The organism is Nitratireductor sp. J20-h4 (assembly GCF_056780505.1).
In genome coordinates this window covers 693652-720584 of the sequence record NZ_CM165557.1, presented here as the reverse complement: position 1 = coordinate 720584, position 26933 = coordinate 693652, and the positions used below count along the sequence as shown (strand labels likewise).

The 26933-nt window shown below is 66.4% G+C and carries 26 protein-coding genes; 15 read left to right on the top strand and 11 right to left on the bottom strand.

Features of this window, described 5'->3' with window-relative positions; genetic code table 11:
• Positions 1 to 8: 8 nt before the first annotated feature.
• The gene (locus ACT2B0_RS03470) at positions 9 to 998 is read left to right on the top strand and encodes a polysaccharide deacetylase family protein (protein WP_473461508.1); all 990 of its coding nucleotides are present in this window, start codon (positions 9 to 11) and stop codon (positions 996 to 998) included.
• Between the two features lie 31 nt (positions 999 to 1029).
• Here ACT2B0_RS03470 and sbmA read toward each other — a convergent pair whose 3' ends face one another.
• The 3 genes from sbmA to ACT2B0_RS03455 form a co-directional block, all read right to left on the bottom strand.
• A complete protein-coding gene (gene sbmA / locus ACT2B0_RS03465) occupies positions 1030 to 2319 on the bottom strand; it encodes a peptide antibiotic transporter SbmA (RefSeq protein WP_473461506.1) in 1290 nt (429 codons plus the stop codon).
• 210 nt (positions 2320 to 2529) lie between these two features.
• Entirely contained in the window at positions 2530 to 3699 is a 1170-nt protein-coding gene (locus ACT2B0_RS03460; protein WP_473461504.1) for a YbfB/YjiJ family MFS transporter, read from the bottom strand.
• A 94-nt stretch (positions 3700 to 3793) separates the two neighbouring features.
• Complete coding sequence (locus ACT2B0_RS03455) at positions 3794 to 5407, bottom strand: BCCT family transporter (RefSeq protein WP_473461501.1); 1614 nt, start codon at positions 5405 to 5407, stop codon at positions 3794 to 3796.
• 274 nt (positions 5408 to 5681) lie between these two features.
• On the opposite strand from ACT2B0_RS03455, the gene ACT2B0_RS03450 reads away from it, so the two are divergent.
• From ACT2B0_RS03450 to ACT2B0_RS03440, 3 genes are read left to right on the top strand one after another with little or no spacing between them, the layout of a single operon-like run.
• Positions 5682 to 6017 carry an ArsR/SmtB family transcription factor gene (locus ACT2B0_RS03450; RefSeq protein ID WP_473461498.1) on the top strand — a complete coding sequence of 112 codons (336 nt, stop codon included), beginning with the start codon at positions 5682 to 5684 and terminating at the stop codon, positions 6015 to 6017.
• Entirely contained in the window at positions 6001 to 6444 is a 444-nt protein-coding gene (locus tag ACT2B0_RS03445) for an SRPBCC family protein (RefSeq protein WP_473461496.1), read from the top strand. Before ACT2B0_RS03450 ends, ACT2B0_RS03445 begins: the two co-directional genes overlap by 17 nt.
• Positions 6445 to 6469: 25 nt before the next feature.
• Positions 6470 to 7165 carry a DUF899 domain-containing protein gene (locus tag ACT2B0_RS03440; protein ID WP_473461493.1) on the top strand — a complete coding sequence of 232 codons (696 nt, stop codon included), beginning with the start codon at positions 6470 to 6472 and terminating at the stop codon, positions 7163 to 7165.
• A gap of 24 nt (positions 7166 to 7189) precedes the next feature.
• On the opposite strand, the gene ACT2B0_RS03435 is transcribed toward ACT2B0_RS03440, so the two are convergent.
• On the bottom strand, positions 7190 to 7357 hold the full coding sequence (locus ACT2B0_RS03435) for a hypothetical protein (protein ID WP_473461492.1): 168 nt from the start codon (positions 7355 to 7357) through the stop codon (positions 7190 to 7192).
• A gap of 92 nt (positions 7358 to 7449) precedes the next feature.
• Here ACT2B0_RS03435 and ACT2B0_RS03430 point away from each other — a divergent pair, with 92 nt between their 5' ends.
• On the top strand, positions 7450 to 8409 hold the full coding sequence (locus ACT2B0_RS03430) for a LysR substrate-binding domain-containing protein (RefSeq protein ID WP_473461490.1): 960 nt from the start codon (positions 7450 to 7452) through the stop codon (positions 8407 to 8409).
• Here the strand turns inward: ACT2B0_RS03430 and ACT2B0_RS03425 are convergent.
• Together ACT2B0_RS03425 and ACT2B0_RS03420 are read right to left on the bottom strand one after the other, a co-directional pair.
• Positions 8382 to 8735 (bottom strand): ArsC family reductase, encoded by a 354-nt coding sequence (locus ACT2B0_RS03425; protein WP_473461487.1) that lies wholly within the window; start codon positions 8733 to 8735, stop codon positions 8382 to 8384. The two genes, ACT2B0_RS03430 and ACT2B0_RS03425, sit on opposite strands and share 28 nt — an antisense overlap.
• A gap of 61 nt (positions 8736 to 8796) precedes the next feature.
• Positions 8797 to 9540 (bottom strand): NAD(P)-dependent oxidoreductase, encoded by a 744-nt coding sequence (locus tag ACT2B0_RS03420; protein WP_481658449.1) that lies wholly within the window; start codon positions 9538 to 9540, stop codon positions 8797 to 8799.
• A 188-nt stretch (positions 9541 to 9728) separates the two neighbouring features.
• On the opposite strand from ACT2B0_RS03420, the gene ACT2B0_RS03415 reads away from it, so the two are divergent.
• Positions 9729 to 10397, top strand: a complete 669-nt coding sequence (locus ACT2B0_RS03415) for a TetR/AcrR family transcriptional regulator (RefSeq protein WP_473461483.1) — start codon at positions 9729 to 9731, stop codon at positions 10395 to 10397.
• A gap of 103 nt (positions 10398 to 10500) precedes the next feature.
• On the opposite strand, the gene ACT2B0_RS03410 is transcribed toward ACT2B0_RS03415, so the two are convergent.
• Both ACT2B0_RS03410 and ACT2B0_RS03405 read right to left on the bottom strand, forming a co-directional pair.
• The gene (locus ACT2B0_RS03410; RefSeq protein ID WP_473461480.1) at positions 10501 to 11460 is read right to left on the bottom strand and encodes a tripartite tricarboxylate transporter substrate binding protein; all 960 of its coding nucleotides are present in this window, start codon (positions 11458 to 11460) and stop codon (positions 10501 to 10503) included.
• A 1-nt stretch (position 11461) separates the two neighbouring features.
• A complete protein-coding gene (locus tag ACT2B0_RS03405) occupies positions 11462 to 12904 on the bottom strand; it encodes an FAD-dependent oxidoreductase (protein ID WP_473461478.1) in 1443 nt (480 codons plus the stop codon).
• A 388-nt stretch (positions 12905 to 13292) separates the two neighbouring features.
• On the opposite strand from ACT2B0_RS03405, the gene ACT2B0_RS03400 reads away from it, so the two are divergent.
• From ACT2B0_RS03400 to ACT2B0_RS03390, 3 genes are read left to right on the top strand one after another with little or no spacing between them, the layout of a single operon-like run.
• Positions 13293 to 14063: an SDR family NAD(P)-dependent oxidoreductase gene (locus tag ACT2B0_RS03400; RefSeq protein WP_473461475.1), complete on the top strand. Its 771-nt coding sequence runs from the start codon at positions 13293 to 13295 to the stop codon at positions 14061 to 14063.
• On the top strand, positions 14056 to 14496 hold the full coding sequence (locus tag ACT2B0_RS03395; RefSeq protein ID WP_473461473.1) for a tripartite tricarboxylate transporter TctB family protein: 441 nt from the start codon (positions 14056 to 14058) through the stop codon (positions 14494 to 14496). The genes ACT2B0_RS03400 and ACT2B0_RS03395 overlap by 8 nt, the downstream gene beginning before the upstream one ends.
• 3 nt (positions 14497 to 14499) lie before the next feature.
• The gene (locus tag ACT2B0_RS03390; protein WP_473461470.1) at positions 14500 to 16035 is read left to right on the top strand and encodes a tripartite tricarboxylate transporter permease; all 1536 of its coding nucleotides are present in this window, start codon (positions 14500 to 14502) and stop codon (positions 16033 to 16035) included.
• Between the two features lie 172 nt (positions 16036 to 16207).
• On the opposite strand, the gene ACT2B0_RS03385 is transcribed toward ACT2B0_RS03390, so the two are convergent.
• Both ACT2B0_RS03385 and ACT2B0_RS03380 read right to left on the bottom strand, forming a co-directional pair.
• Entirely contained in the window at positions 16208 to 17155 is a 948-nt protein-coding gene (locus ACT2B0_RS03385; RefSeq protein ID WP_473461468.1) for an isocitrate lyase/PEP mutase family protein, read from the bottom strand.
• Positions 17152 to 17823, bottom strand: coding sequence for a GntR family transcriptional regulator (locus tag ACT2B0_RS03380; RefSeq protein ID WP_473461466.1), 672 nt, complete (start codon positions 17821 to 17823; stop codon positions 17152 to 17154). Before ACT2B0_RS03380 ends, ACT2B0_RS03385 begins: the two co-directional genes overlap by 4 nt.
• A gap of 147 nt (positions 17824 to 17970) precedes the next feature.
• On the opposite strand from ACT2B0_RS03380, the gene acnA reads away from it, so the two are divergent.
• From acnA to ACT2B0_RS03355, 5 genes are read left to right on the top strand one after another with little or no spacing between them, the layout of a single operon-like run.
• Positions 17971 to 20688 carry an aconitate hydratase AcnA gene (gene acnA, locus ACT2B0_RS03375; RefSeq protein ID WP_473461463.1) on the top strand — a complete coding sequence of 906 codons (2718 nt, stop codon included), beginning with the start codon at positions 17971 to 17973 and terminating at the stop codon, positions 20686 to 20688.
• Positions 20678 to 21079: a nuclear transport factor 2 family protein gene (locus ACT2B0_RS03370; protein WP_473461461.1), complete on the top strand. Its 402-nt coding sequence runs from the start codon at positions 20678 to 20680 to the stop codon at positions 21077 to 21079. The genes acnA and ACT2B0_RS03370 overlap by 11 nt, the downstream gene beginning before the upstream one ends.
• The gene (locus ACT2B0_RS03365; protein WP_473461458.1) at positions 21076 to 22434 is read left to right on the top strand and encodes a dihydroorotase; all 1359 of its coding nucleotides are present in this window, start codon (positions 21076 to 21078) and stop codon (positions 22432 to 22434) included. Before ACT2B0_RS03370 ends, ACT2B0_RS03365 begins: the two co-directional genes overlap by 4 nt.
• An 11-nt stretch (positions 22435 to 22445) precedes the next feature.
• Positions 22446 to 23168: an isochorismatase family protein gene (locus ACT2B0_RS03360; RefSeq protein ID WP_127596295.1), complete on the top strand. Its 723-nt coding sequence runs from the start codon at positions 22446 to 22448 to the stop codon at positions 23166 to 23168.
• A gap of 49 nt (positions 23169 to 23217) precedes the next feature.
• Complete coding sequence (locus ACT2B0_RS03355) at positions 23218 to 23904, top strand: dienelactone hydrolase family protein (protein ID WP_473461456.1); 687 nt, start codon at positions 23218 to 23220, stop codon at positions 23902 to 23904.
• Here the strand turns inward: ACT2B0_RS03355 and ACT2B0_RS03350 are convergent.
• Positions 23785 to 25011: an NAD-dependent epimerase/dehydratase family protein gene (locus tag ACT2B0_RS03350; protein ID WP_473461453.1), complete on the bottom strand. Its 1227-nt coding sequence runs from the start codon at positions 25009 to 25011 to the stop codon at positions 23785 to 23787. The two genes, ACT2B0_RS03355 and ACT2B0_RS03350, sit on opposite strands and share 120 nt — an antisense overlap.
• 261 nt (positions 25012 to 25272) lie before the next feature.
• Between ACT2B0_RS03350 and ccoN the strand changes: the two genes are divergently transcribed.
• Positions 25273 to 26931: a cytochrome-c oxidase, cbb3-type subunit I gene (gene ccoN, locus ACT2B0_RS03345; RefSeq protein ID WP_473461451.1), complete on the top strand. Its 1659-nt coding sequence runs from the start codon at positions 25273 to 25275 to the stop codon at positions 26929 to 26931.
• Positions 26932 to 26933 lie beyond the last annotated feature (2 nt).

Below are 26933 nucleotides of genomic sequence, written 5' to 3'. Positions count from 1 at the left end.
GACCTTTCATGCCTTTGTATTTTCGCTCGCTCGCTTTTTTGCTGTCGCTCGGGCTTGCCGCGCCAGCCGCCTTTGCCGGCGGGAGGGAGCGCGAGCCACAGTTCGTGGTGATTTCCTTCGACGGTGCCCACGACGTGGCGCAGTGGAATCGCAGCAGAACGCTGGCGCGGGCGACAGGCGCTCGCTTCACCTATTTCCTGTCCTGCGTGTTCCTGCTGTCCAAGGAGACGCGCGCGACCTACACGGGACCCGGCAGGAAGCCCGGCCAGTCGAATGTCGGGTTTGCCGAGACCAAGGCGGAGGTCGCCGAACGGCTCGACCAGATCCGGAGTGCCCGGCGCGAAGGCCATGAGATCGCCAGCCACGGCTGCGGCCATTTCGACGGCAAGGGCTGGAGCGCGGCCGAGTGGGGCAAGGAATTCACCCAGTTCCGCACCATTTTGCGCGACGCCTACAAGATCAACGGGATCGAGGGTGAGCCCAAGGGTTGGCGCCGCTTCGCCGAAACCGGGATTTCGGGTTTCCGCGCGCCCTATCTGTCGGTCAATGCGGGCCTGGCGGAGGCGCTGGTCGCCGACGGGCTCGACTACGATGCCAGTTCGGTTTCGCGCGGGCCGGCGTCACCGCGGCGCAAAGGCGGCCTCTGGCATTTCGCGCTGCCGATGATTCCGGAAGGCCCGAAAAGCCGACGCGTCATCGCCATGGATTATAACTGGTTCGTGCGCCATTCAGACGCCGTCGAACAGCCCGACACGGACGGCCGCTTCGAGGCGCGCAGCTACCGCGCGCTGATGGACGCGTTCGAGGCCGAATATGACGGCGCGCGCACGCCGCTGCAGGTCGGATTTCACTTCACCTTGATGAATGGCGGCGCCTATTGGCGCGCGCTCGAACGGTTCGCCACGGAGGTCTGCGGCAGGGAGGAGGTGCGCTGTGTCGGTTATGGCGACCTCGTCAAGACGCTCGAGGCGCAGAGCGGCGAGCCGGTCGGCGGCTGAAGGCCGCGCGAGACGCCGCGCTGCCGATCGCTCATTCGCGCGCGCCCTCGCGCGCAAGATAGTCCCGGTCGATCTCGGGCAGCGCCTCGCCCCTGAGCGTCGCCTCGAACGCCTGCAGGCGCTTGTGGACCGAAAGCAGCTCGACGATCGTCGACCAGGAATTGACCAGATATTGGAACGAGGTCTCGACGCGGCTGAAGGCGCGGATGATCTGCTGCATGACGCCGAGCGTGATCGCGCCGCTGACGATGGTCGGCCCGAGCGCGATATAGGGTACCAGATTGCCGATCTGCAGATAGAAGATGCGGACCAGATTGAAATAGAGATAGTTGAAATAGAGCCGGAAATAGTTGCGCCGGACGTCGGCGAACAGCGCGCGCACCGTCGGCGGCTCGGCCCGGTCTTCATGGTCCTCGCCATAGACCAGCTCCTTGCGATAGGCGGCCTCGACACGCTGGTTGCGGAATTCGAGCCCCGGCAGCCGGATGCCGGCCACCGCCACCAGCGCGGTGCCGAAGACGGACCACAAGATCACCACGAAGACCAGGCCCTGGCTGACCTCGCCGATGAGCGGCAGTTCCTTGACGTGCGCCGACAGGCCCCACAGCAACGGCAGGAAGGCGATCAGCGTCATGATCGAATCCACCAGGCTCACGCCGAGCCCCTCGGCGATGGTGGCGAAGCGCATCGTGTCTTCCTGGACGCGCTGGGCTGCACCCTCGATATGGCGCAGCCGGGGCCAATTCTGCATGTAGTATTCGTTCATGGCGGTGCGCCAGCGGAAGATGAAATGGCTGACGAAGAACCGGAACAGCGACCCCACAAACACGTAGACCAGCGCGATCTGCAGGAAGGTGGCGATCTGCCAGTAATAATCGGTAGCCTCGACCGTCCCCGGATTGCCGAGCGCCTGCTGGACCATGTCGTAGAAGGTGCCGAACCATTCGTTGATCATCACGTCGAGCTGGACCAGGAACCAGTTGACGAACAGGATCAGCGCCGAGCCGGCAAGCGACCAGCGCTGCCAGGGATGGGGCGAATAGACCATCCAGAAGCCGACAAAGGCGGCGATCAGGACGACGAAATATTGATAGAACCAGAATTCGAGCGCCGGCGAGCGCGCCGCCTCGAAGGCGGACCGTGCGGCCTCGTCGGCACCGTCGGGCAGTGCCGGCGGAAAGCCGTAGCCGAACAGTCCACCGAGGCTGAGCGTCCCGCCCCAATCCCTGGCGACGACATACCAGAACAACACGCCGAACAGCGTCCACAGCGCTGCCGAGACGAAAAGCTGCTTCGGCTTCGGAAAGAAGGATACGAACACGGAAAGACGCCTCCCTGACACGGATCGGCACGACGCGGATGCATGGAGCCGGCTCGGTCGAGCGAATCGATGCTATGAACCAATATTTACGGCAACAAGCATGTTGGCGCACCACCCGCCCGCGCGACGATCACGATGCCGCGCGCCGAACCCAACCCGCCGGCCCACGCCGGGACACCACAGCCGGCAGGCGCGTTGTCGAACCGGTTCCTATCTGGCGCGCGGCCCCGGCTCCCGGGCCGACCAGCCGATAATGGCGCAGGCAAGCAGGATCATTGCCGCGCCGAGCGACGGCGCCAGGAAGCTGCCGGTCCAGTCGGCCGCGTAGCCGGCAGCGATCGGTCCGAGAATCTGGCCGGTGCCGAAGGCCGCCGTCATCAGCGCCAGCGCGCGGCGGGGCGCGGCGGCCGCCAGTTGACGGCCGATCTGAAGGCCGAGCGCGGTGACGGCGATGAAGGTGCCGCCGAGCAGCACCCCGCCCACAAGCGGGCCGAGCGGGCTCGGCAGCGCCACGCTGGCGGCGATCCCCACCGCCTCGACCACGCAGCCCAGAGCAAACGCCGCCGCCATGGACATGCGCCGCGCGATCCGGCTCCATAGCCAGACCGAGGGGATGCCGGCGATACCGGTGGCCAGCCAGACGGCGGATTCGGCCAAAGGGCCGCCTGCCTGCTGGCGCACGATCGCCACCAGGAAGGTGGCGGTGACGATGTAACCGGCGCCGAACAGGCCGTAGGCGACGATGATGCGGGTAAGCGCGGCGCTTTTCGGCAGGGCCGGCTCGCGCCCGGCGCCGGCGGCGACCGCCGGTCCGCCGCGCGCCATCGGCCAGACCGCAAAAAAGGCGAGCGCCGACAACAGCGCGGCGGCGATCCAGGCCGCCTTCCAGCCATGGCCGGCGGCGAAGATCCAGCCGGTGAGGATGGCGGACGCGGAGATGCCGACGCCGACACCGCCGAAATGCAATGCCTGCAAGCCGTCGCGTCCGGCCGCCGCCAGCCGGCTGAAGACGATGGCGCTCAGGAACACCATCAAGAACGCGCTCGCCACGCCGGCGAGAAAGCGGATCGCGAGAAAGACCGGCAGCGCGTGCGTGAGCGCCATCGCGCCGAGCAGCACGGCGTTCGCGCCAAGGCCGACAAGCATGGCGGCCCGCTCGCGGCCATGCGCCCAGCCGCCGGCGGCCAGCAGTGCGCCAACGAGGTAGCCCAGATAGTTGGCCGAGGCGATCAGTCCGGCCTGGCCCGCGTCGAGCCCGAGGCCTTGCATCATGCCGGGCAGGATCGGGGTGAAAACGAAACGCCCGATGCCCATGGCCGCAGCCATGGCGATCAGACCGGCGATCGCCAGACGCAGCGGCTGGACCGACTCACGCTTCATCGCGCCACCCTACAGCGCGAAGGCGCGGTTGTATAACGGGATGGCGAGGCGAGACCGGCGGAACCGCGCGGTCGCGCGGCTCCGCCGGTTCATGTCACGCGGCTGCCGAGGCGGCGCCTCGCGGCTCCGCGCGCAGGGCCAGCCAGGTGGCGACGACCATCAGCAGAAGCAGGAGCGCGAACGGAAAACCGGTCGCGATGGCGCCCGCCTGCAGAGCCGCCAGTCCCCCGCCGAGCAGGAGAACGATCGCCACCAGCCCCTCGAAGATCGCCCAGAAGACGCGCTGTGCGACCGGTGCGTCGATCTTGCCGCCGGCTGTGATGGTGTCGATCACCAGCGATCCCGAATCCGACGAGGTGACGAAGAACACGATCACCAGCACAATGCCGATCAGCGAGGTAATCGACGCCAGCGGCAGTTCCGCCAGCATCCGGAACAGCGACAGTTCGGGCACATAGTCGACCACGGTCTGCTGGACACCGGTGTACCCCTCGGCCAGCAACTGGTAGAGCGCGGTGCCGCCGAAGGTCGTCATCCACAGGATCGAGACCAGTGTGGGGATGATCAGCACGCAAACGATAAATTCGCGCACCGTGCGTCCACGCGACACCCGGGCGATGAACATGCCGACAAAGGGCGACCAGGATATCCACCAGGCCCAATAGAAGGTCGTCCAGCCATGCATGAAGGCGTCATCCTCACGCCCGATCCAATTGGACAGCACCGGCAGGCTCTTCACGTAAAGCCAGCTATTGGAGAAAAAGCCTGAAATGATGGCGAGCGTCGGCCCGAGCGCGATCACGAAGGCCAAAAGCAGCACGGCAAGCAGCATGTTGATTTCCGACAGCCGCTTCACCCCGGCGTCGAGACCGGCGACGACCGAGACGAGCGCCGCGGCGGTGATCACCATGATCAGCACCACTTTGGCGGTGTCGGTGTTGGGCACGCCGTAGAGCTCGTTGAGCCCCGCCAGAGCCTGGGAGGCGCCGAAACCGAGCGACGTCGCCAGGCCGAACAGGGTCGCGAACACAGCCATCGTGTCGATGACGTGACCGACCCAGCCGCGCACGTGCTCGCCGAAGATCGGATAAAAGGCGGAGCGCATGGAAAGCGGCAGGCCCTTGTTGTAGGCGGCGAGCGCCAGCGACAGCGCGACGACGGCGTAGATCGCCCACGGATGCAGGCCCCAATGGAAGATGGTCGCGGCCATGCCGGCCTGACGTGCGGCCTCGACATTCTCGGCCACGAATTCACCATTGACAATCGGCGGGGCGATGCCGAGCGGCGGGTTGTTGAAGTGAAACATCGGCTCGAGCACGCCGAAGAACATCAGCCCGATGCCCATGCCGGCGGCGAACAGCATCGCGAACCAGCCCGAATAGGAATAATCGGGCACGGCGTCGGCGCCGCCGATGCGCACCGAACCGACAGGGCTGACGATCAAGAGCAGGCAAAACAGCACGAAGATGTTGGCCGAGAGCATGAACAGCCAGTCAAAAGTGGTGGTCAGCCACGTCCGCAGGCCGCCGAGCACGGCCCCGGCGGATTCCTTGAAAATAAGGGTTACGATGACGAACGCCACGATGGTGACGGCGGAAACGAAAAACACCGGATTGTGGACGTCGAGTCCGAGAATCAGAACGTTGTCCTGACCCGGTTCCAGTCCATGATCATCGGTTGCGGCTTTGGCCGTGTCGGTGTCGGACATTGTTTCCTCCCTCTTGTCCGTCCCGCATCGCCGCCTGGCGGGCACGGGATCGTTTGTTGCGGTCCGCGGGCATCCCCTTCGGTCACGTTGAGGGATGCAGCCGGCCCCGCAAGGGCGAAACACCACCATAGCCGGAGAACGAGCGATGTTTCAAAGGCGTCGCGAAGTTGTCCAAAGGGGATTGGAGCGGCCAAATGGCGATTGGGCGCCCCAAAATGGCGGGGATTGACGCCAGTCTTATTTCATGTTTTTGTTAAATAAAGAAGGAACGCAGATGGGTATTCATGTCGTGTTCGGGGCGCTTTCCGACCCGACCCGCCTCGCGATCGTGGAGCGGTTGCTTGTCTCGGGAGACCTGACGGCAGGCGAAATCGCCGCGCCGTTCGAGATTTCCAAACCGGCCATCTCGCGGCATTTGAAAGTGCTGGAGGAGGCCGGCATCGTCGAACGGCGCATCGAACGGCAGTACCGGGTATTTCGGGCGCGCCGGGAGGGATTTGCGCAGATGGAGGACTGGCTGGACAGGAGCCGCGACTTCTGGAGCGGTTCGTTCGACCGGCTGGAGAGGATCTTCGCGGAAAGGGAACGCAGCGATGCAAAGGACGAGTGACGAGCGCGAGCTTGAAATCGAACGCCTGATCGGCGCCGAACCGGACGCGGTGTTCGACGCCTGGGTTGATCCGGCAATCCTGATCACCTGGTGGGGGCCGGAGGGAATCACCACGCCGCAAGTGGCGCTGGAAGTGCACGAAGGCGGTCACTGGTCGACGACCATGCGCACGCCGGCCGGCGACCGGGTCGTCTCCGGGACCTACCGGACGATAGATCGCCCGCGGCTGCTGGTGTTCACCTGGGCCTGGACCGGCGACGACGGCGCGCGCGGCGACGAAACGGTGGTGGAAGTGATTTTCGAGCCCGTGGCGCAGGGAACGCGGATGCGGCTTACCCAAAAACTCTTCGACACGAGGGAAGACCGCGACAACCACGGCATGGGCTGGAACTCGAGCTTCAACGATCTGGAAAGACTGTTTGCCTGAGCCCCGACCGGGAAGGGAAGAACGCATGGAGCACCCGATTGCAAGCCGCAGCGAATGGCTTCTTGCCCGCAAGACGCTTCTCGAACGCGAAAAGGCGCTAACGCGGGAACGCGACGCGCTTAGCCGGCAGCGGCGCGCCCTGCCCTGGGTGCGCATGGACAAGAAGTATCGTTTCGAAACCGAAGGCGGCGCCAGAACCCTCGTGGAGCTGTTCGACGGCTGCGCGCAATTGCTGGTCTACCATTTCATGTTCGCGCCAGACTGGGAGGCCGGCTGCAAGAGTTGCTCCTTCTGGGCCGACAGTTTTCAGGGCAGCGCGGCGCATCTCAGGCAGCGCGACACGCGTTTCACGGCCGTGTCACGCGCACCGCTTCCCGCCCTGCTCGCCTTTCGCCAGCGCATGGGCTGGTCGTTTCCCTGGGCATCCTCGCACGGATCGGACTTCAATTTCGATTTCGGGGTGTCGTTCCGCCCCGACAACGACGATGACGTCTATAATTATGCGGCGAAACGCTTCGCCGCGCCTGAACTGCCCGGCCTGAGCGCCTTCATCCGCGACGGCGAAACGGTCTATCACACCTATTCGACCTATGGCCGCGGTATCGAGCCGTTCAACGCGACCTACGCGCTGCTCGACATGACGGCGCTCGGACGCCAGGAAGAAGGCACGGGCGGCACGATGGCCTGGGTGAAACTGCACGACCTCTACGACCGGGCGTGAGCGCACCGCCAGAACGCCCTTTCGCTACCGCCAGGGAATGGGAAGATCGCCCAGTTCGCGCTGCGACAGGCAGCGCAGCGACGGGTGCGAGAGCGGATCGCGCCGCCAGCGCTCCCGGTCCCGCTCCGGTTTCTCACCGGTGCGCGGTCCCGGAGCCCAGAACAGGCTGGACATTAAGCTCAGCTTCAACATGACTTGCATCTCCGATCGAACAGACGCGATAATACGCTGCCGTACGTAGCCGATCGATCAAGAACTCAATGGCTAGAGTTTAGAAAAACTTCATGAAAGCACTGAACAGCATTCACCTGAGCGGACTGCGCGCGGTCGAGGCGGTGGCGCGCACAGGCAGCCTGCAGGCCGCGGCCCTGGAGCTCGGCGTGTCGCCAAGCGCCGTCAGCCAGCAGGTCAACCGCACCGAAAAGCAGATCGGCAAGACATTGTTCGTGCGCACCGGCCGGGGGATGGCGCCGAACGGCCAGGCCGACGCCTTCTTCGAACGGCTGGGCGCGGGCTTTGCCGAGCTGACGGGCGCGGTCGAGTGGCTGCGCCGGCAGGACCAGTGCACGCTGGTGGTCTCGGTCGCGCCGATATTCGCCTCGAAATGGCTGATCCCGCGGCTCGGCCGGATGTTTGCCCGCCATCCCCATATCCTGGTGCGCATCGACACCTCGACCAGGCTCGCCGACCTCGCCCACTCCGATGTCGACGTCGCCATCAGGCTGGGCGAAGGCGACTGGGCCGGCACCCGCGCCGAGCTGTTGTTTACGCAGGAGATTTTTCCTGTTTGCGCGCCGGCGCTCGCCAAGCGGCTGACGACGGTCGCCGATCTCGCCCAGGCGACCAAGATCACCGACGAGGCGGCGCTGTTCGGCTGGGACGACTGGTTCGCCGCCGCCGGCGTCGCTCCCGTCGCGCTGAAGCCGGGCGTGCATTTCCGCGATCCGCTGCTGTGTCTCGACGGCGCGATCTGCGGCCACGGCGTGATGCTCGCTTGGCAGTTGCTGGCCGGCGAGGCGGTCGCGGACGGGCGGCTGGTGGCGCCGTTCGAGACGCGCGCGCCGAGCGGCCTTGGGTATTGGCTGTGCACCGAGGCCACACAGACCGAAGCACCCAAGGTGCGGGCCTTCAAGCGCTGGATCCAAGAGGAGATCGCGCACGAAGGCGACGCCGGGCTGGCCGGTGCCGGACGGGCAGACCGGCCGGCGGCCGCGCCTCACGCGGACGCGAAAATTTCCTCATAGACTGCCGGTTTGAAGCCGACCGCCAGCCTGCCGTCGACATCGAGCACCGGCCGCTTGATCATTGTCGGCTCGGCGCGCATCAGGCGCTCGGCCCCGGCTTCGTCGAGCCCGGTCCTTTCGGCGTCCGGAAGGGCGCGAAAGGTCGCGCTCGCCTTGTTCAAAAGCACCTGCCAGCCCACCTGGTCGATCCAGCCGCGCAAGGTGGAGGCCTCCAGCCCGTCGACGCGATAATCGTGAAAGCGGTGCTCCAGCCCGCGCCCGTCGAGCCAGGCGCGCGCCTTCTTCATCGTGTCGCAGGTCTTGATGCCGTAAATCGTGATCGCCAAGGAACCAGTTCCGTCGTTTCGAGAATCAGCGCCGACCATCCTGTCGGGCAGGCGCGCGCCGTCAAGTCGCTTCCCCGGCACGCGGCCGCTGCGCCGACGTGGCCGCGCGAGCGCTCGGCACCGGTCTTTGCTCGGCCGCATGGGCGAGCGCGGACGGCGTGCGGCAGCCGACGATCGCCGGCGCCTCGCGCACCAGGGCGTCGTCGTCGATCGCGGCGACCATGAACAGGGCAAAATCGACGCGTCGCGTACGGTTGCTGGCCAGGATCGGGTCGCCGACGTACCGGCTCCATACCGGCAGGCCCTGGCTGTCGCCCTCCTCCAGGTCGCTGCCGCGCACCACGGTCCATCGCCGGTCGCTGGCAAAGACGCGCCGGCACGCCTCCACCTGGTCGTCAATATCGACCAGGCGGGCGAGCCTGGCCAGCCAGCCGACCAGCTTCACCAAAGTCCGGAATTGCCACGAATAGACGTCGCGGCCGTCGCGACTGATATGCCACCCACAGGAAAAGACCAGGCGTGCATCGGGCGCGGCGAAGTCGAGCACGGCCTGCGCGGTGCCGCTGGCATAGTTGCGCACGCCCCAGGGCACGAGCACGACGAGAACGGCATCGCAGTCCGCGACCGCGCGCCGGATGACATCGCGGTCGTCGGTACGGCCAGGCACGATGGTGATGCGATCCGCGAAAGCTTTTAGCTTGTCGACACTTTGCGGCCGGCAGACGCCGACCACCTCGTATCCGCGCTCAAGCGCGTGCTGGAGCATGTAGCGCCCGAGCTTGCCCGACGCGCCGACGATGCACACCTTTTTCCGCGACACCGCGCCGGGTTGCGCGTTTGCTGTCCCTGTCGTTCCTGCCGTTCCTGCCGTCACGTCCCGTCTTCCTTTGTTGTTCACAACCGCCCGACGGAGCCTTGCGCGACCGGCTTCCTCATTTCCTTACGCTGTAAGTATATATACGGTGTAAGGTTGTCAAGGACGGGATTTTGGCGATGGCTGCACCGAGCGCGAAAACCGATCGGAAAAAGGGGCGGCTCACGCGCGAGCGGGTGGTGCGGGAAGCGGTCGCGCTGGCCGACGCGCACGGCATCGCGGCGCTGTCGATGCGCAAGCTGGCCGACCGGCTGGGGGTCGAGGCGATGTCGCTTTATCACCACGTCGCCAACAAGGACGCGATCCTCGACGCCATGGTCGATTTTGCCTTCGGCGAGATCAGCCTGCCGCGTGCGGACGAGAACTGGAAGGCCGCCATGCGCACGCGGGCGATCGCGGCCAGGACCATGCTACGCAGCCACCCATGGGCGCTCGGCCTTCTGGATTCGCGCCGCAATCCGGGCCCGGCGACCTTGCGCCATCACGACGCGGTGATCGGCTGCCTGCGCGCGAACGGGTTTTCGGTGGCCCGGGCCGCGCATGCCTATTCCGTGCTCGACAGCTATATTTACGGCTTCGTCCTGCAGGAATTGAACCTGCCCCTCGACAAGCCCGAAGACCTGGCGGCGGTGGCCGAGACGATGCTGCAGCATCTGCCGGCCGACACCTACCCGCACCTCGCCGAAATGACCCGCGAACATGTTCTGCAGCCGGGCTACGTCTATGGCGACGAGTTCACGGTCGGCCTCGACCTGATACTCGACGGCCTGGAGCGGAGCGGCACGTAACCGTCCGCGCCGGCACCCGGCGCAATGGGGCGGACAGGTGTCTGAACGAAAACGGGGCCTCCCGAAGGAGACCCCGCCCGAAACGTCAGCCCTTATGCCGGCTTTACTGCTGCGAAAAATCGATCGTCGGCAGCAATTCGGCGAAGAAGGCGTCCTCCTTCTTCAGCACGGCGCCAAAATCGGCCGGGCCGGCATAGTCGATCTCGACCAGTGCGTTCTTGGCGAAGTTCTGAAAGGTCTCGCCTCCAGCCGCCTTCGCAACGGCGTCCGCCAGCGCGGCAACGACGTCGTCGGGCGTCTCCGCCGGCGCCCACAGGCCGATATTCGGCGGCAGGGCCAGATCAACCCCCGCATCCATCAGGGTCGGCAGGTCCGGCGCCAGCGAGGCGCGCTTCTCGGAGAGCTGGGCCAACGGCACGAGCTGACCCGATTCGCCGCGCGGCAGAATGGCCGAGGCGAAGCCGAGCACCACGTCGACGTCGCCGGCGATGGTGGCGGCGATCGCCGGCGTCACGCCGCCGAAGGGAATGTGAAACAGCTTGATGTCGGCAGCCCGGGCGATCGCCTCGGCCGCGATATGGGTGGCGCCGCCGGTGCCGGCGCTGCCGTAGCTGACCTTGCCGGGATTATCGCGCGCATAGGCGATGAACTCCTCGATCGTCTTGAACGGCGCGCCGGAACGCGCGGCGATCACATTGGGACCGACGGCGACGCGGGCCACCGGCTTCAGATCGTCGAACCCGTAGGGCAGTTCGCGCTGGTGCGGCGCAACCGTCTGGACCGAGCTCACCGCCATCAACAGCGTGTAGCCGTCGGGATCGGCCTTGACCACCTCCGAGGCGCCAACCGTGCCGCCGGCGCCGGGACGGGTCTCGACCACCACCGGCTGGCCGAGCGCCTGCGACATGTCCTCGGCGAGCGTGCGGGCCATGGTATCGGTCGAGCCCGGCGAATAAGGCACGACGATCGTCACGGCGCGCTCTGGAAAGTTCTGGGCGCTTGCCGCGCCCAGGCCGAGGGCAAGCGCGGCCCCGGCCAGTAAGGTCTTGAATATGGTCGTCATATCATCCTCCGTTGTGAATGGGTTGGTTGGACACATCGTGCCGGCCGGCCAGCCCCGGCAGGCCGGACGCCGACACCAGGCGGCTGGCGGCCGCGCGCCCGGCGATGAAACCGAGACCGAGCGCCGACAAGAGGCCGTTGCCCGACATGTAGCCGGCACCGCCACGGCGCCCGCTGATCCCCACCGCCGCGCCGCCGCCGGCATAAAGGCCGGGGATCGCGGTTCCGTCGCTGCGGACCACTTCGGCCTGGCCGTTGACCAACAGGCCGCCCTGGGTGTGGAAACAGGCCGGCTGGATCGCGCTGTAGCGCAGGGCCGCACCCAGCGGCCCCAGGCCCCACGCCAGGCGCCCGAACGCGTCGGTCGCCTCGCCGCGCGCGGCCGCACGCGCGGCTGCGAGCGTTTTCGCCAGCGCGCCGGCGGGCAATCCCGCTGTGGCCTCGATCTCGCCGGGAGAGCCGGCTTTCCGGGCGACACCCATGGCGCAGGCTTCGGCAAAGTCGGGCTGACCGGCCGCCACGTCCTCGGCGATGCGGGCATCGTAGACCAGAAAAAACGGGCCGGCACCGGCAAGCTCGAGATCGGCGAAAGCCGAATAGCCGAGGGTTTCGTCGCCGAAGCGGCGGCCGCGACCGTCGACGATGATCGCGCCGCGCTCGACCAGCGTCCAGGTCATCAAGGCGCCGGTGTCGACGCTGATGGCGGCGTGGCCCTGATAGGCACCGAGATTACCGGTCCCGGCCCCGAGCGCGAGACCCCACTCGAGCGCCTCGCCCGTGCTATGGGGCGAACCGGCATAGACGGCGCCGGTCGCCGCGGGGCAGTGACGTGCCAGAAGATCGGTGCGTGCGGCAAACCCGTTGCAGGCGAGAATAACGGCACCGGCGCCAATGCGCGATGGCGTGTCAGCATTAAAGACGAGGGCACCGCGGACCCGCGCACCATCGCCGATCAACCCCGTTGCCGGCTGCGAAAAGGCCAGCGGGATACCACGCTGCGCGACGGCCCGTTCAAGGCCGGCGATCAGATCGGCGCCGCGGCGCGACGGCGGCGCGTGCAGGCGGTGGGTGCTGTGCCCGACATGCTTGTATCCGGTGACCAGTTCCAGTTCGAGGTCTGCCTCGTCGATCAGGAAATCGATCAGGTCGGCGGAGGTCGAAGCGAGGCTGGCGACCAGATGGGCGGCATCATGCTGTCCGGCGGCCGCCATCAGGTCCCGAACAAAGGTTTCGGCAGTATCCTCCACGCCGGCCGCTTGCTGAAGCCTGGTCCCGGCAGCCGGGATGGAGCCGCTCGACAGCGCGGTATTGCCCTGGCAGGTGGGCGCCTTTTCCACGATGGCGACGCTGGCGCCGAGACGTTCGGCCGCGAGCGCGGCCACGAGCCCGCACCCCCCGGCACCGATCACCAACACATCCACACTGGCGTCGACGTCGGTCGCCATTGCTCTCCCTTCGCAAACCCGGCAGGCGCCGGCCGTTGCCGGTCGATCGCGCCCCGGTCGTCACGACGGCCGTTTCGCGCATTAACCCTCAGCGCCCCACCACAAAAGTGTCGACACTATCGAGCGTGACCCTGGTTATGTCAACAGTTTTGCCGGCTCAAACGGCTTGAAGCGAAATTTTGATTTTGTCCAAAATCCGCTTTGTTGAAAGACAACCTCACAGAAAATACCTTGAAAACAAGGAGATAAATCCAAATTCAACATCGAAAGGAGATTCAGATCGGGATTCCATTGATCGACAGGACTGTTGACAGTACAAGTGCGGCGCGCAAATTTGTCGCCGCCGCGGGCGAGCGAACACCGCAACGATCTGGAAAATGTGGCGATCATGCCCGACAGTGACACTTCAAGGACCTCGCGAAACGACCGCATTCTCGTCACCGGCGCGGCCTCGGGCATCGGACGCGCGGTCGCGCTGCGGCTGCTCGAGCAAGGCCGGTTCGTCGACGGCATGGATATCGCGCCCGCAGACAGAGGCGTTTCGCATCCCCGATACCGCGCGCTGCGGGCCGACCTTGCCACGGCGGCCGGCATCGAGGCGGCGCTGCGCGGGCTCGTCGATCAACCTTATGGAGGGCTGGTGCACGCGGCCGGCATACTCAGAGCGGACGACGACCCGGATACGCGCGACGATATGGGCGCACGACTGTGGCGGCTCCACGTGGCCGCCCCGCAACGCCTGGCCGAAACGCTGCTGCCCGGCATGCCCGACCGGCGCGGTCGGATCGTGCTGGTGTCGAGCCGCGCTTCTCAGGGGCGCGGCGGCCGCGGACTCTATTCCGCTTCCAAGGCGGGAAGCGAAGGGCTGGTGCGCGCGCTGGCGCTCGATTGCCTGATCCGCGGCATCACCGTCAATGCGGTGGCGCCGGGCCCGACCGACACGCCGCAGCTCACCGACCGTGCGCGCGCCGCAGCGCCGATCGCCCTGCCTCCGCTCGGCAGGCTGATCAAGCCCGATGAAATCGCGGCCACGATCTGCTTTCTTCTGTCGCATGAGGCGGGCGCGATCACCGGACAAACCCTTTATCATTGCGGCGGCCTGTCGCTTGCCGGCCTGACCGCCCCCGCCGCGCCCACTGGAGACCGGCCGCATGTCTGATTTCAACCGCAACGAACTGCTGGCCGCCCTGGTCGTCGTCGGGCTCGGCGCCGGCTACCTGATCATCGCCATCGGCTATCCGATGGGCACCGTCGTGCGCATGGGCGCCGGCTTCTTCCCCGTGGCGCTGGGCGTCCTGCTGACCGGGCTCGGCGCGGTGCTGGCCTGGCAAAGCCGCAGGGCCGAAAAAACCGCGGTGGAGTTGCGGCTCAGGCCTTTCGTCATGATCCTGGGGGGCATTCTGGCCTGGGCGCTGCTGGTCGACCGGATCGGCTTCCTGCCGGCCACCGCAATCCTGGTTCTTTCGTGCGCGCTGGTCGAGCGGGAAACGACCTGGCGCTCCGCGCTCATGCTCACGGCGGGCCTGTGCGCCTTCGGCTGGCTGATCTTCATCGTCGGCCTCAAGATCCCGATGTCGGTGCTGGGAGGCTGAACCATGGACCTGATTTCCGGACTGGCGCTTGGCATCGAAACGGCGATTACCGCCGAGGCGCTGCTGTTTTGCTTCCTCGGTGTGACCGTCGGCATGTTTATCGGCGTCCTGCCCGGCATCGGCCCGCTCGCGGCGGTGGCGATGCTGCTGCCGGTCACCTACCACCTCGAACCGATGGCCGCCCTGATCATGCTGGCGGGCATCTTCTACGGCGCGCAATATGGCGGCTCGACGGCCTCGATCCTGCTCAACCTGCCTGGCACCTCGACGACGGCGGTGACGGCGATCGATGGGTATCCGATGGCCAAGCAGGGGCGTGCGGGCGTGGCGCTGTTCATCACCACGCTGACCTCGTTCTTCGGCGGCTGCTTCGCGATAGTGCTCTTGATGAGCTTCGCACCGGCGCTCGGCGCCATGGCGCTCAAATTCTCCTCGGCCGAGTATTTTTCCATCATGCTGCTGGGCCTGATCGCGGCGGCGACGATGTCGCTCGGCAATCCCGTGAAGGGCGTTGTCTCGGTGGTGGCCGGCCTGATGCTGGCCATGGTCGGCATGGATACCACGTCCGGGCAGCTTCGCTACACGTTCGGCATTCTGGAGCTGCAGGACGGGCTCAACCTCGTGGCGATGGCGATGGGGCTGTTCGGCGTGGCCGAGATCCTCAAAAACGCCGGAACGCCGGAGCGCGACGCCTCGCAATTGCAAAAGGTGCGCATGCGCGACCTGGTGCCGACACGCAAGGATCTCAGCCAGTGCTGGAAGCCGACCATTCGCGGCGCCGGCATCGGCTCCTTCATCGGCACGCTGCCGGGCGCCGGCCCGACCTTGGCGGCATTCCTGGCTTACGCGCTGGAAAAGCGGGTGGCGCGCGATCCGAGCCGGTTTGGTCGCGGCGCGATCGAGGGCATCTCCGCGCCCGAGGCCGCCAACAATGCCTCGACCCAGGCCGCGTTCATCCCCACGCTGGCGCTGGGCATTCCCGGCGACGCGGCGATGGCGGTGCTGCTTGGCGCGATGATGATCCACGGCATTCAGCCGCGGCCGGAATTCTTCACCGAGCACGCCGATCTGTTCTGGGGCCTGGTGATCAGCTTCTGGGTCGGCAATGTGATGCTTCTGGTGCTCAACATCCCGCTGATCGGGGTGTGGGTGCGCATCCTGACGATCCCCAAGCGCATCCTGTTCCCCGCCGTCACCTTCTTCATCTGCGTGGGCGTCTACAGCGTTAACAACAACCCGTTCGACGTTTTGATGGTGATCGTTTTCGGGCTGATCGGCTATCTGATGAACGCCTTTCAATACCCGACCGCGCCGCTCCTGATGGGGTTCATCCTGGGGCCGATGATCGAGCAGCATTTCCGGCGCGCGCTGCTGTTCTCGCGCGGCGACCTGACCACGTTCATCGACCGGCCGATCAGCGCGGCCTTCCTCGCGGCCGCCACGATCCTGTTTGTGGCGACGCTGCTTCCCTCGCTGAAGGCACGCTTCGCCAAAACCGCTGCCGCCAGGAAAACCCGGGAAGGCGCCGGCGCCGAATAGGACCGCGGCGGATACAGGCAAAGCGCGGCCGGCCCTATCTCGCTCTCACACACCCGAAGGCCTGCGCGATCGACATGCCCAGAACGACAATGGCGCCCGACAAGGGCGCCATTGCGAACGGGGATTGGCGAACGGCCCGGACCGGCCGCGACGCAGGCAAGGTGACGGCCACTCAGGAGGCGGCGCGCTCCTCCGGCACCACCACGCCGCTCAGGTCATTATAGTAGTTTTCCATCTGTTTGATGCGCGGCTGCTCCATCAGGTCCCAGATGTCGTCAATGCCGACCAGCAGGTCGGGACGGTCGACCACCTCGCCGGTGGGGATCGAATTCTTCAAGATGGCGAGCGCGTTCTCCATCGCCATCAGCGCCGCCGCCGGAAGCATGCGCGGCAGGGTCACGCGCTTGACGCCGAGTTCGGCCAATCGGCGAATCGGGATCAACGGCGTCGTCGGGCGGTTGCGGATGCCGAACCCCATATTGACGGAGACCGGGATCGGCACGGCCTCGACGAGGCGCTTGATCTGCTCCTCGCCGGCGATGGCGTCGGCAAAGATCATGTCCGCGCCCGCCTTGGCATAGAGCCTAGCGCGACGGATCGCGCCTTCGATGCCTTCGACGGCGATCGCGTCGGTCCTGGCCAGAACGACGAAATCGTCGTCGTTGCGCGCATCGCAGGCCGCCTCGATCTTGCGCGCCATCTCGCGCATGTCGATCACGTCCTTGCCGGTCATGTGGCCGCAGCGTTTCGGGCTGACCTGATCCTCGATATTGACGCCGGCGACGCCGGCCTCCTCGAAGCGCTGGATGGTGTGGTAGACGGTGACCGGATTGCCGTAGCCGGTGTCGGCGTCGGCCATGACGGGTATCGAGACGCTACGCGCCATCATCCGGCAGGCCTCGACATTGTCCGTCAGCCCCATGATGCCGACATCGGGCACGCCGAGCCGTGAATTCGACAGGCCGGCGCCCGTTGTACAGGCGGTCTTGAAACCCATCTTCTCGACCAGGCGTACGCTGTAGCCGTCGAACACGCCGGGCGACACGATGATCTCGTCCGCCGCGATCAGGTCGCGCATTCTGCGCGCGCGGGTTGCCTGCTGCTTTGGCTCAGAGCTCATCCGGTTTTCCTCTCTTCGGTGCCGCCAAGCGACGGCGCTTCGGTTGCAAGCAGCGCCTGGAGCGACTGCGTGGCGCGGCCGATATGGGCGCGCATCAGCGATTCGGCGAGTTCGGCGTCGCGCGCTTTCATCGCCCGTAATATCTGCCAGTGTTCGGCGAAGGCATCCTCGCGCCGGCCCGGCGCCTTGCCCGAGCGGGCGCGGTAGAGACGCAGCAGATAATAAAGCTCGTCGCACAACAGCGCGCGGACGCGGGCGTTGCCGCTGCCCTCGGCGATCCTCACATGTACGTCGAGCGCAACACCGTCGCCCCTTTGCTTGGCGTCGGAGAACGCGGCCAGCAGATCGTCGAGCTCGGCATCACTCATGCGTTGCGTGGCAAGACGCACGGACATGCCCTCGACCGCCTCGCGAAGCTGAAAAATCTCCACCATGTCGGGCACGGTCAGCGCGACCGCGCGCGCCTTGAGATACGGCTCCTTGACGACCAGACCACGGCCCTGGAGTTGCTTGACTGCCTCACGCACAGGCCCACGGCTGACCGACAAGAGCTCGGCCAGCGCGGCCTCGTTGACCGGCCCACCGAGCGGTATCTCGCCCGACAGCAGCATTTCGAAAATCTTGCTTGTGACCCGATCGACCAGGGTAGACTGTTCGCGTTCCGGCAAGACGCTTTCTCCTGTCGACACTTTTGGTTCAAAATCGAGCTTGGCCCAAGGGATAGCCAAGCTTCAGGAATTCTTCAAGAGGTTTCCGGCAAAAGTGTTGACACTTTTTCGACCGCCCCATATTTCTTGGCTCAGGAAGGTCGGATCGTGACAGCACCCCAGATACCACTTGCAAGCTATGAGGGCCCGAACGGAGCGGCCGCGCAATGCGTCGCGCTCGACGCGTTGGCCGGAAAACGGACACGACGCCTGCCGGCGAGCCTGAGAATAGTTCTGGAAAACGTGGCGCGCCAGGCGCTGGCGGGCGCGGATGTTGCGGCCGCGCTGGGCGCGATTGCGGCCTGGACGCCGGACGCGGCCGAACTGACCGTCCCGCTTCGCGTGTCGCGCGTGATCCTGCCCGATTCCAGCGGACTGCCTGTCCTGATGGATTTGGCCGCGGCGCGCGATGCGGTTGCCGAGGCCGGCAGCGACCCAGCCGCCATCGAGCCGCTGGTTCCCGTCACGCTGGTGGTCGACCATTCGCTGATCGTCGATGTCGCCGGCCGGCCCGACGCCGAGGCCCGCAACATCGAAAAGGAATATCAGCGCAATCGCGAACGCTACGCCTTCTTCAAATGGGCGCAGCAGGCCTTTCAGCGCCTGCGCGTCGTGCCGCCCGGCGCCGGCATCATCCACCAGGTGCATCTGGAAAAGCTCGCCCGTGTGGTTGAGGAGCAGGACGTGCCCGGTGTCGGCCGGATCACCGGACCGGAATTCGTGCTCGGCTGCGACAGCCACACGCCGATGGTCAACGGGCTCGGTCTGCTCGCCTGGGGCGTGGGCGGCATCGACGGAGAGGCGGCCGTGCTCGGCCATGCCTATGTGGTGCGCATTCCGCGCGTCGTCGGCGTCAGACTTACCGGACGCCTGCCGGCCGGGGCGACGACGACCGACCTGGTCTTGACCGTCACCGAACGGCTGCGCAAGGTCGGGGTGGTCGGCGCGTTCGTGGAATTCTTCGGCCCCGGCATCGCTACGCTGACCGTGCCCGAGCGCGCCACCCTGGCCAACATGGCGCCCGAATACGGCGCGACCATCGGCTTCTTCCCGATCGACGCCATGACGATCGACTATCTCGCGCGTTCCGGCCGCGAGCCCGACCATGTCCGGCGCGTCGAAGCCTTTGCGCGCGCATCCGGGCTGTTCGTGGAGGATCACGATCAGGCGATCGATTTCACCGAGACCGTTGCGATCGATCTCGGCCAGATCGCGCCCAGCGTGGCGGGCCCGAAACGGCCGCAGGACCGGGTGCCTCTGACCGAGATCAAATCCGCCTTCCGCGACGTGCTCGCCAAGCCGGTCGACGCGGGCGGGTTCGGGCTCGCCCCTGAACGGCTCGACGACACGGTTTCGATCGACGGGCTCGAGGCGCCGCTGCGTCACGGCACGATCACCATCGCCGCGATCACCTCGTGCACCAACACCTCCAACCCTTCGGTGATGATCGGCGCCGGGCTTCTGGCCCGCAACGCGGTCGCACGCGGCCTGCAGGTGCCCGACTGGGTCAAGACCTCGCTCGCGCCCGGCTCGCGGCTGGTGCGCGACTATCTCACCGAGGCCGGGCTGATGACGCCGCTCGAAGCGCTGGGTTTCCACATTGTCGGCTACGGCTGCACGACCTGTTCCGGCAAATCCGGTCCAATCCGCGCCGACATTGCCGAGGCGGTGCTGGGCAACGACCTGGTGGCGGCGGCGGTGCTGTCCGGCAACCGCAACTTCGAGGGCCGGATCCACAAGACCTGCCGGGCGAGCTATCTCGCCTCGCCGCCGCTTGTGGTGGCGTTCGCGCTCGCCGGCCGCGTCGACGTCGATTTCGAGACCGAGCCTCTCGGCACCGGCAAGGACGGCGCGCCGGTCTATCTGCGCGACATCTGGCCCGAGGGCGAGGAACTCGCGCGCCTGGTGGCGACCAGCCAACAGCCGGGCCGGTTCCGCGACAGCTACGCAACGCTGTTCGACGGGGCCGCGCTTTGGCACGAACTTGATACGGCAAGCGGGCCGCGCTTCGCCTGGGACCCGGCCTCGACCTATATCCGGCGCCCGCCCTTCTTCGACGGGCCGCACGCGGCATTGCCGGAGCGGATCGAAGGCGCGCGCGTTCTGGTGCGGGCCGGCGATTCGCTGACCACCGACCACATCACGCCGAGCGGCGAGATCCTGGCCGACAGCCCGGCCGGACGCTTCCTGATCGCCGCCGGGGTCGAGCCGGAGAATTTCAACGCCGTCACCCAACGGCGCGGCAATCACGACTTCATGGCCCGCATCACCTTCGCCAACCAACGCATGAAAAACCTGCTCGCGCCCGGTCGCGAGGGCGGAATGACACGCACGGCGCCGGACGCCGAGCCGGTGACCATTTTCGAGGCGGCCGAAAGCTGGCGCCGGCAGAACGTGCCGCTGATCGTGCTCGCCGGGGCCGACTACGGCATGGGATCGAGCCGCGACTGGGCGGCAAAGGGGCCGAAACTGCTCGGGGTGCGGGCGGTCTTGGCGGAAAGTTTCGAACGTATCCACCGCGCCAACCTGATCGGCATGGGCATCCTGCCCATGACCTTCGCCGACGGCGAAAGCGCGTCCTCGCTCGGCCTGTCGGGTTTCGAAGCCTACGATTTCGACGGTCTGCGGGCCGCGGTCGAGACGGATCGCCCGGTCACCGTGACGGCCCGGACGGCCGGCGGCGAAGCAAGGTTTTCGGTACGGGTGGACGTCGCAAGCAGCCACGAGCGCGCGCTGTTGCAAAACGGCGGCCTGTTCGCTTCGCTACTGACTGGAGTGGACACGCGGCGCAGCGCGCCGGGCCAAGGAGGACAAGATGACACCTGAAGACGGCCGCAAGCTCGCCCTTGCCTATCTTGCCGCGATGGAAGAACGCGATCTCGACACCGCGCGTGGCCTCGTCGCCCAAAACGGCGCGCAGCTGGTGTTTCCGGGCGACCGCCGGTTCGGCTCGATCGACGAGATCGTCGCCAATTCCGGCAGCCGCTATCGCGTGGTGCGCAAAACGATCGGCGAAAGCTGCGCCTGGGAACAGGACGGCGCCGTCCAGGCGCTGGTGACCGGCACGCTCTACGGCGAGTGGCTCGACGGAAGCGCCTTCAAGGACATCCGCTTCATCGACCGTTTCGAAATCCGCGACGGAAAGATCGTGCGCCAGGAGGTGTGGAACGATGCCGGGGAGCGGATCTTGTCGATGCAGAAAGAGGCCGTATCTTGACATTCGATCTGGTTTTGAAGGGCGGTGAGATCGTCTTTCCGGGCGAAGGCGTCCGCACCGGCAGCATCGGCGTACGCGACGGGCGGATCCGCGCCATTCTCGACGCCGGAGAGCAGACCCAAGGCCGGCGGGTGATCGATTGCAAAGGTCGCTGGATCCTGCCCGGCGTGATCGATCCGCACACCCATATCGGCTTCGGCGACAAGGAAAACGACTGGGCCAGCGAAAGCCGGACGGCCGCGCTCGGCGGGGTCACGGGCCTGCTGAGCTTCTGGCGGCACGACGATCTGGGCAGTTCGACCGGGCCGTGGCGGGCTGCCGCCGAGGCGCGCTCGGCAATCGATTTCGGGCTGCATTTCGGCGTCACCTCGCGCCGCCACGTTGCCGAGCTGCCCGCACTCGCCAAGCGCTTCGGCGTCACCTCGTTCAAAGTCTATCTGATGTACAAGGGCGCAAACGGAGCGGCCAAGGGGTTCACCGAGGTCGACGACGCGCTGCTTTATGCGGCGCTGCAGGCGGGCGCACGCATCAAAGGCGGCGTCGTCGGCGTCCATTGCGAGAACACCGAGGTGATCCCGCTGTTCCGCGAACCGCTGAAGGCGGCCGGGCGCGACGATTTGGCGGCATGGGACGAGCAGTCGCCGGGATTCCTGGAGGCCGAAAACGTCTTTCGCGTCGCCTTTTTCGGCGAGAAGGCCGGCTGCCCGGTCAACATCGTCCACATGTCGTCGGCCGGGAGCCTGGAGATCGTGCGCCGGTTGCGCCGTCCCGGGCGGCCGCCGATCCATGTCGAGACCTGCATCCACTATCTGTCGCTGACGCGCGACAGCCCGCTTGGCCCCATCGGCAAGGTCAATCCGCCGCTGCGCCCGCAGGCCGACGTCGACGGCTTGTGGGAAGGCGTGCGCACCGGCGAGATCGCGACCATCGGTTCCGACCACGTTCCGCGCAAGCGTGCCACAAAGGGGCCCGACATCTGGTCGGCGAGCGCCGGCTTTCCCGGCCTGGCGCAGATCCTGCCGGTGCTGATCGAGGAAGGCCACCACAAACGCGGCATTGCGATCGAGCGCCTGGCGGCGGCGGTTTCGCGCAATGTGGCTACGCTTTATTCGCTGCCCGGCAAGGGGATGATCGCACCGGGTTATGACGCGGACTTCGCCATCGTCGACCCCGATGCGGCCGTCACGGTGCGCGCGGCCGACTATCCGTCCCATTCCGACTATTCGCCCTATGAGGGCATGCACTTTCGCGGCCGGGTGACCCACACCATCCGGCGCGGCGACATTCTCGTGGAGGACGGCGTCCTTGCCGGCGCGCAGGGCGCGGCCGGGCGCTACCTCCACCGCGAGCCCTGAGAGGACCCACCATGGCAGAACGTATCTGGGATCGGTTTCTGACCGAGCACGACAAGGCAATCTACCAGCTCGCCGGCTACGGCAAGCGCGGCGGCTTCGGCAAGCGGCCGGCGCTGTTCATCATCGACGTACAGTATAATTTCTGCGGCGACGCGCCGGGCGAAAGCCACGCCGATGGCGTGAAGAAATACCGCACCCATTGCGGCGAGGCCGGCTGGAAGACCGTGCCGCATACCGAGCGGCTGATGCATCTGGCGCGCGCCAAGAACATCCCGATCTTCTATACGCAGTCGGAGCGGCGCCCGGACATGGTCGACAGCGGCGTTCAGGTCGGCAAGAACCATCGCGGCACGGAAAAGACCTCGACGGAAGGGACACACGCAACGCAAACCGTGGCGCCGCTGGCGCCGCGTCCGCAGGACATATTGATTGGCAAGCGCAAGCCCTCGGCCTTTTTCGGCACGATGTTCATGAGCCATTTGAACTTTCTCGACGTCGACACGCTGATCTTGACCGGCTGTACCTCGTCGGGCTGTCTGCGGGCGACCGCCGTCGACGCCTATTCGTTCAACTTCAAGACGATCATCCCGGAAGAAACCGCCTTCGACCGGTTCGAGGCCAGTCACGCGATGAGCCTGTTCGATCTCAACTGCAAATATGCCGACGTCATCCCGGTCGACGAGGTGGCGGCCTATCTTGAAGGCCTGACGCCGCGTAAGACAGAAACCGACTGAGCAGCGCCATACCGCGCGCCGGACGACCGGACGAGAGGAAACCGCCACGATGAAACCGCCGCGCGGCACCGATATCGCGATCGAGGCTCCACACGGCAGCTTCGGGAGCTACCTCACCTGGCCTGAAGGCGAGGTGAGCGCCGGCATCGTGCTGCTGCAGGAGATTTTCGGCACCAACCTGCATATCCGCGAACTCGCCGACCAGTGGGCCGACGCGGGTTTCGCCGTCATCGTGCCCGACCTGTTCTGGCGCAGCGCGCCGGGCGTGCAGTTCGGCTACGACGGCGCCGATCTCGACCGCGCGCGCGCCATGCTGGCCGCATTCGATCTGGAGGCGGCGATCGACGACACGCTCGCCTGCGCCGACCATTTGCGCGCACACGGCGCAAGGCGTGTCTTCACGATCGGCTATTGCCTCGGCGGCAAGCTCGCCGTGGCGGCGGCGACCCGGCCCGGCCTCGACGGCGCGGTCGGCTATTACGGTGTCGGGATCGAAAAGCTCGGCATCGCCGGCAACGTCAAATGCCCGGTCATGCTGCATTTCGGCGCGGAGGATCCGGCAACGCCGCCGGAGGCGACCGCCGCGCTCGGCCGGCAATTGCCGGCCGGCGCCGAGCTATTCTGTTACGAGGGCGCCGGGCACGGTTTCAACAACTGGCGCCGCCCCTCGCATGACGCGCCCGCCGCTCAGCGGGCGTTCGCGCGCAGCCTCACCTTCCTGCGCGGCATCGCCTGAGGCCGGCGCGAGGCCGGGGCCGCCCGCTGTCGAGCCGGGCGGAACCAGGCCGGCCGCGACCATCTGCTGAAACATCGCCACCAGCGCCGGGGCCAGCGGGCGGTAGTGAAGGCCGAGCGCACGTCTCGACTTGGAATTGTCGGCGCGCCATGAATAGCCCATGTTGCGGGCGACCATGGCGCGGTCGAGCATCGGGTTGACGATCGGCCCGACGAGCCAGACCAGCCATTTCGGCAGCACGCGGCGGGGAAACGGCCAGGCGTCGCCGAAATGCCGCCGCAGGATGCGACTCATCGCAATCAGGCTCAGCACCTCGGCATAGACGATGTGCCGACCCTCGACCTTTTGCAGGAAGCCGGCGCGTAGATGCGCCTCGGCCACGTCGCGAACGTCGACCATGCCGATCTCGTAGCGCGGAACGCCCGCCTTCACCGAGCCGTCGCCGAGCTGGCGCACAATGTTGAAGGATTCGGAGGTCGGCGCGCTGGACAGCGCCGGACCGATCACCAGGCCCGGATTGATGGCGACCAGCCGCCAGCGCGCCTGGCTCCCCGCGATCCGCCAGGCCTCGCGCTCGGCCAGCGTCTTGGAATAGTTGTAGGGCTGATGGTCGAGGTTGGAAGACGTGTTCCAGACGTCTTCGGTCAGGATGCCGTCCGGCGCCAGCGCGACATCGGCGACGTCGCCGAAGATCGCCGCGCACGAACTCGTTAGCACCACGCGCTCGACCGTCTCCGTCCGATTGGCCGAGGACAAGACGTTGCGGGTGCCGTTCAAGGCCGGATCGACCAGATCGCGCTGCGGGTCGTTGACCACCGAAGCGAAAGGCGATGCGGTGTGGAAGACGACCCGGCAGGTTTGCATGGCCTCGGCGTAGCTGCAGTCCTTGAGCAGGTCGGCCCGGAAGAATTTCAGCCTGCCGGGCAGGTCGCGCTCGAGCGCGCGCAAATGGGCGAGCTTTTCGGCGTTGTCCGGATCGCGCACGGCGGCGTGGACGGTAAAGCCCTCGGCAAGCAGCCGTTTGGTCAGCCAGCCGGCGACATAACCCGTCGCCCCCGTCACCAGCACCGGCGCGGCCGTGTCGTAGCGAAAAGCCTTTCCAGGCATTGGCGGTCCTTTCGTCCTGCCCGGCACCGGGCAGCGTCCGGCACCATATAGGGCGCAACGCGCAGTTTTGCGCGCCGCGGCTTGCGCGACGCGGTGTCTCAGCACGCCGCTATGGCAGCGACAAAACGTACCCTTTCGTCGCCGCCACTCATAAGATATACGAGAAATATATATTATAGAAAGTCGACCGGAAGGGCGCCGCACGCGTCTTGAGGTCGTCACCCCGATCCCGCAACGGCGAGCGCGAGCGAACAGAACGGCATGGTGTCGACATTGACCACAACCGAGCGCCAGGTCGCGCTCCTGCTTTCGGCGCTGGTCGCGCTTGCCGGCCTGGCGCTGGCGGCGGCCGGACGGCACGATCCGCTCGGTGTGCACGGCTTTCTGATCCTCGTCTACGGGCTGGGCTGCGCGGCCGTGGTCGCGCGCGGCTATTACGGACCCGAGCCCGCCGCCGACCGGCTTTCGCGCTATTACGACGAGCCGATCAAGGCGGGACTTGTGATCGCCATGGCCTGGGCGGTGGTCGGCATGTTCGTCGGCGTGTGGGTGGCGACGCTGCTCGCCTATCCCGAGGCGACGTTCGACCAGGCCTGGGCGAGTTTCGGGCGGCTGCGGCCGGTGCACACCACCGGGGTCATCTTCGGCTTCGGCGGCAATGCGCTGATCGCCACCTCCTTCCACGTCATGCAGCGCACGTCGCGGGCGCGCATGCCCGACCAGCTTTCGCCCTGGTTCGTGCTTGTCGGCTACAACCTGTTTTGCCTGCTGGCGGTCAGCGGCTACCTGATCGGCATCACCCAGTCGAAGGAATATGCCGAGCCGGAATGGTATGCCGATATCTGGCTGGTGATCGTGTGGGTGACCTATCTGGTGCTTTACCTGCGCACGCTGGCGCGGCGCCAGGAGCCGCACATCTATGTCGCCAACTGGTATTACCTGGCCTTCATCCTGGTCGTGGCGGTGCTGCACATCGTCAACAATCTCGCCGTCCCGGCCTCGCTCGGCGGCGCCAAGAGCTTTCCGGTGTTTTCAGGCGTCCAGGACGCGATGACGCAATGGTGGTACGGCCACAACGCCGTCGCCTTCTTCCTGACCGCCGGTTTCCTGGGCATGATGTATTATTACCTGCCGACGCGGGCCGGCCGGCCGATCTTTTCCTACCGGCTGTCGATCATCAGCTTCTGGGGCATCACCTTCTTCTACATGTGGGCGGGGTCCCACCACCTGCACCACACCGCCCTGCCCCACTGGGTACAGACGCTGGGCATGACCTTTTCCGTCATGCTTCTGGTGCCATCCTGGTCGTCGGCGGGCAACGCGCTTTTGACCCTCAACGGGGCCTGGCACAAGGTACGCGACGACGCCACGCTGCGCTTCATGATGGTGGCGGCGGTGTTTTACGGTCTGTCGACCTTCGAGGGCTCGTTCATGGCGATCCGTCCCGTGAACGCGCTGTCGCACTACACCGACTGGACCGTCGGCCACGTCCATGCCGGCGCGCTCGGCTGGGTCGCGTTGATCACCTTCGGCGCGATCTATTCGCTGGTGCCGCTGCTTTGGAAGCGCGAGCGGATGTATTCGCCCGGCCTGGTGGAGCTTCACTTCTGGCTCGCGCTGGCCGGCACCGTCATCTACGTGTTCGCGATGTGGAATTCGGGCATCATCCAGGGCCTGATGTGGCGCACCTATAATGAGAGCGGGACGCTCGCCTACTCCTTCATCGATTCGCTGGTGGCCATGCATCCCTATTACGTCGCCCGCGCCGTCGGCGGACTGCTGTTCCTACTCGGAGCAATGGTCGGTTCCTACAACATCTGGATGACGATCCGGTCTTCCGCCAGCGCGCCGCGCGAGCGCTTTACCGACCGGCCCGTCACCGGAGCGTCCGTCGCACCGGCAGCCGAGCCGGCGGAGTAGAC

Coding starts and splice junctions, on each gene's coding strand:
- ACT2B0_RS03395 (WP_473461473.1), top strand. CDS start 14,056: ATGTCTGATTTCAACCGCAACGAACTGCTGGCCGCCCTGGTCGTCGTC.
- ACT2B0_RS03440 (WP_473461493.1), top strand. CDS start 6,470: ATGGAGCACCCGATTGCAAGCCGCAGCGAATGGCTTCTTGCCCGCAAG.
- ACT2B0_RS03400 (WP_473461475.1), top strand. CDS start 13,293: ATGCCCGACAGTGACACTTCAAGGACCTCGCGAAACGACCGCATTCTC.
- ACT2B0_RS03460 (WP_473461504.1), bottom strand. CDS start 3,699: ATGAAGCGTGAGTCGGTCCAGCCGCTGCGTCTGGCGATCGCCGGTCTG.
- ACT2B0_RS03450 (WP_473461498.1), top strand. CDS start 5,682: ATGGGTATTCATGTCGTGTTCGGGGCGCTTTCCGACCCGACCCGCCTC.
- ACT2B0_RS03370 (WP_473461461.1), top strand. CDS start 20,678: ATGACACCTGAAGACGGCCGCAAGCTCGCCCTTGCCTATCTTGCCGCG.
- ACT2B0_RS03385 (WP_473461468.1), bottom strand. CDS start 17,155: ATGAGCTCTGAGCCAAAGCAGCAGGCAACCCGCGCGCGCAGAATGCGC.
- ACT2B0_RS03470 (WP_473461508.1), top strand. CDS start 9: ATGCCTTTGTATTTTCGCTCGCTCGCTTTTTTGCTGTCGCTCGGGCTT.
- ACT2B0_RS03390 (WP_473461470.1), top strand. CDS start 14,500: ATGGACCTGATTTCCGGACTGGCGCTTGGCATCGAAACGGCGATTACC.
- ccoN (WP_473461451.1), top strand. CDS start 25,273: ATGGTGTCGACATTGACCACAACCGAGCGCCAGGTCGCGCTCCTGCTT.
- ACT2B0_RS03455 (WP_473461501.1), bottom strand. CDS start 5,407: ATGTCCGACACCGACACGGCCAAAGCCGCAACCGATGATCATGGACTG.
- ACT2B0_RS03415 (WP_473461483.1), top strand. CDS start 9,729: ATGGCTGCACCGAGCGCGAAAACCGATCGGAAAAAGGGGCGGCTCACG.
- ACT2B0_RS03435 (WP_473461492.1), bottom strand. CDS start 7,357: ATGTTGAAGCTGAGCTTAATGTCCAGCCTGTTCTGGGCTCCGGGACCG.
- ACT2B0_RS03350 (WP_473461453.1), bottom strand. CDS start 25,011: ATGCCTGGAAAGGCTTTTCGCTACGACACGGCCGCGCCGGTGCTGGTG.
- ACT2B0_RS03445 (WP_473461496.1), top strand. CDS start 6,001: ATGCAAAGGACGAGTGACGAGCGCGAGCTTGAAATCGAACGCCTGATC.
- ACT2B0_RS03410 (WP_473461480.1), bottom strand. CDS start 11,460: ATGACGACCATATTCAAGACCTTACTGGCCGGGGCCGCGCTTGCCCTC.
- ACT2B0_RS03430 (WP_473461490.1), top strand. CDS start 7,450: ATGAAAGCACTGAACAGCATTCACCTGAGCGGACTGCGCGCGGTCGAG.
- ACT2B0_RS03360 (WP_127596295.1), top strand. CDS start 22,446: ATGGCAGAACGTATCTGGGATCGGTTTCTGACCGAGCACGACAAGGCA.
- ACT2B0_RS03405 (WP_473461478.1), bottom strand. CDS start 12,904: ATGGCGACCGACGTCGACGCCAGTGTGGATGTGTTGGTGATCGGTGCC.
- ACT2B0_RS03355 (WP_473461456.1), top strand. CDS start 23,218: ATGAAACCGCCGCGCGGCACCGATATCGCGATCGAGGCTCCACACGGC.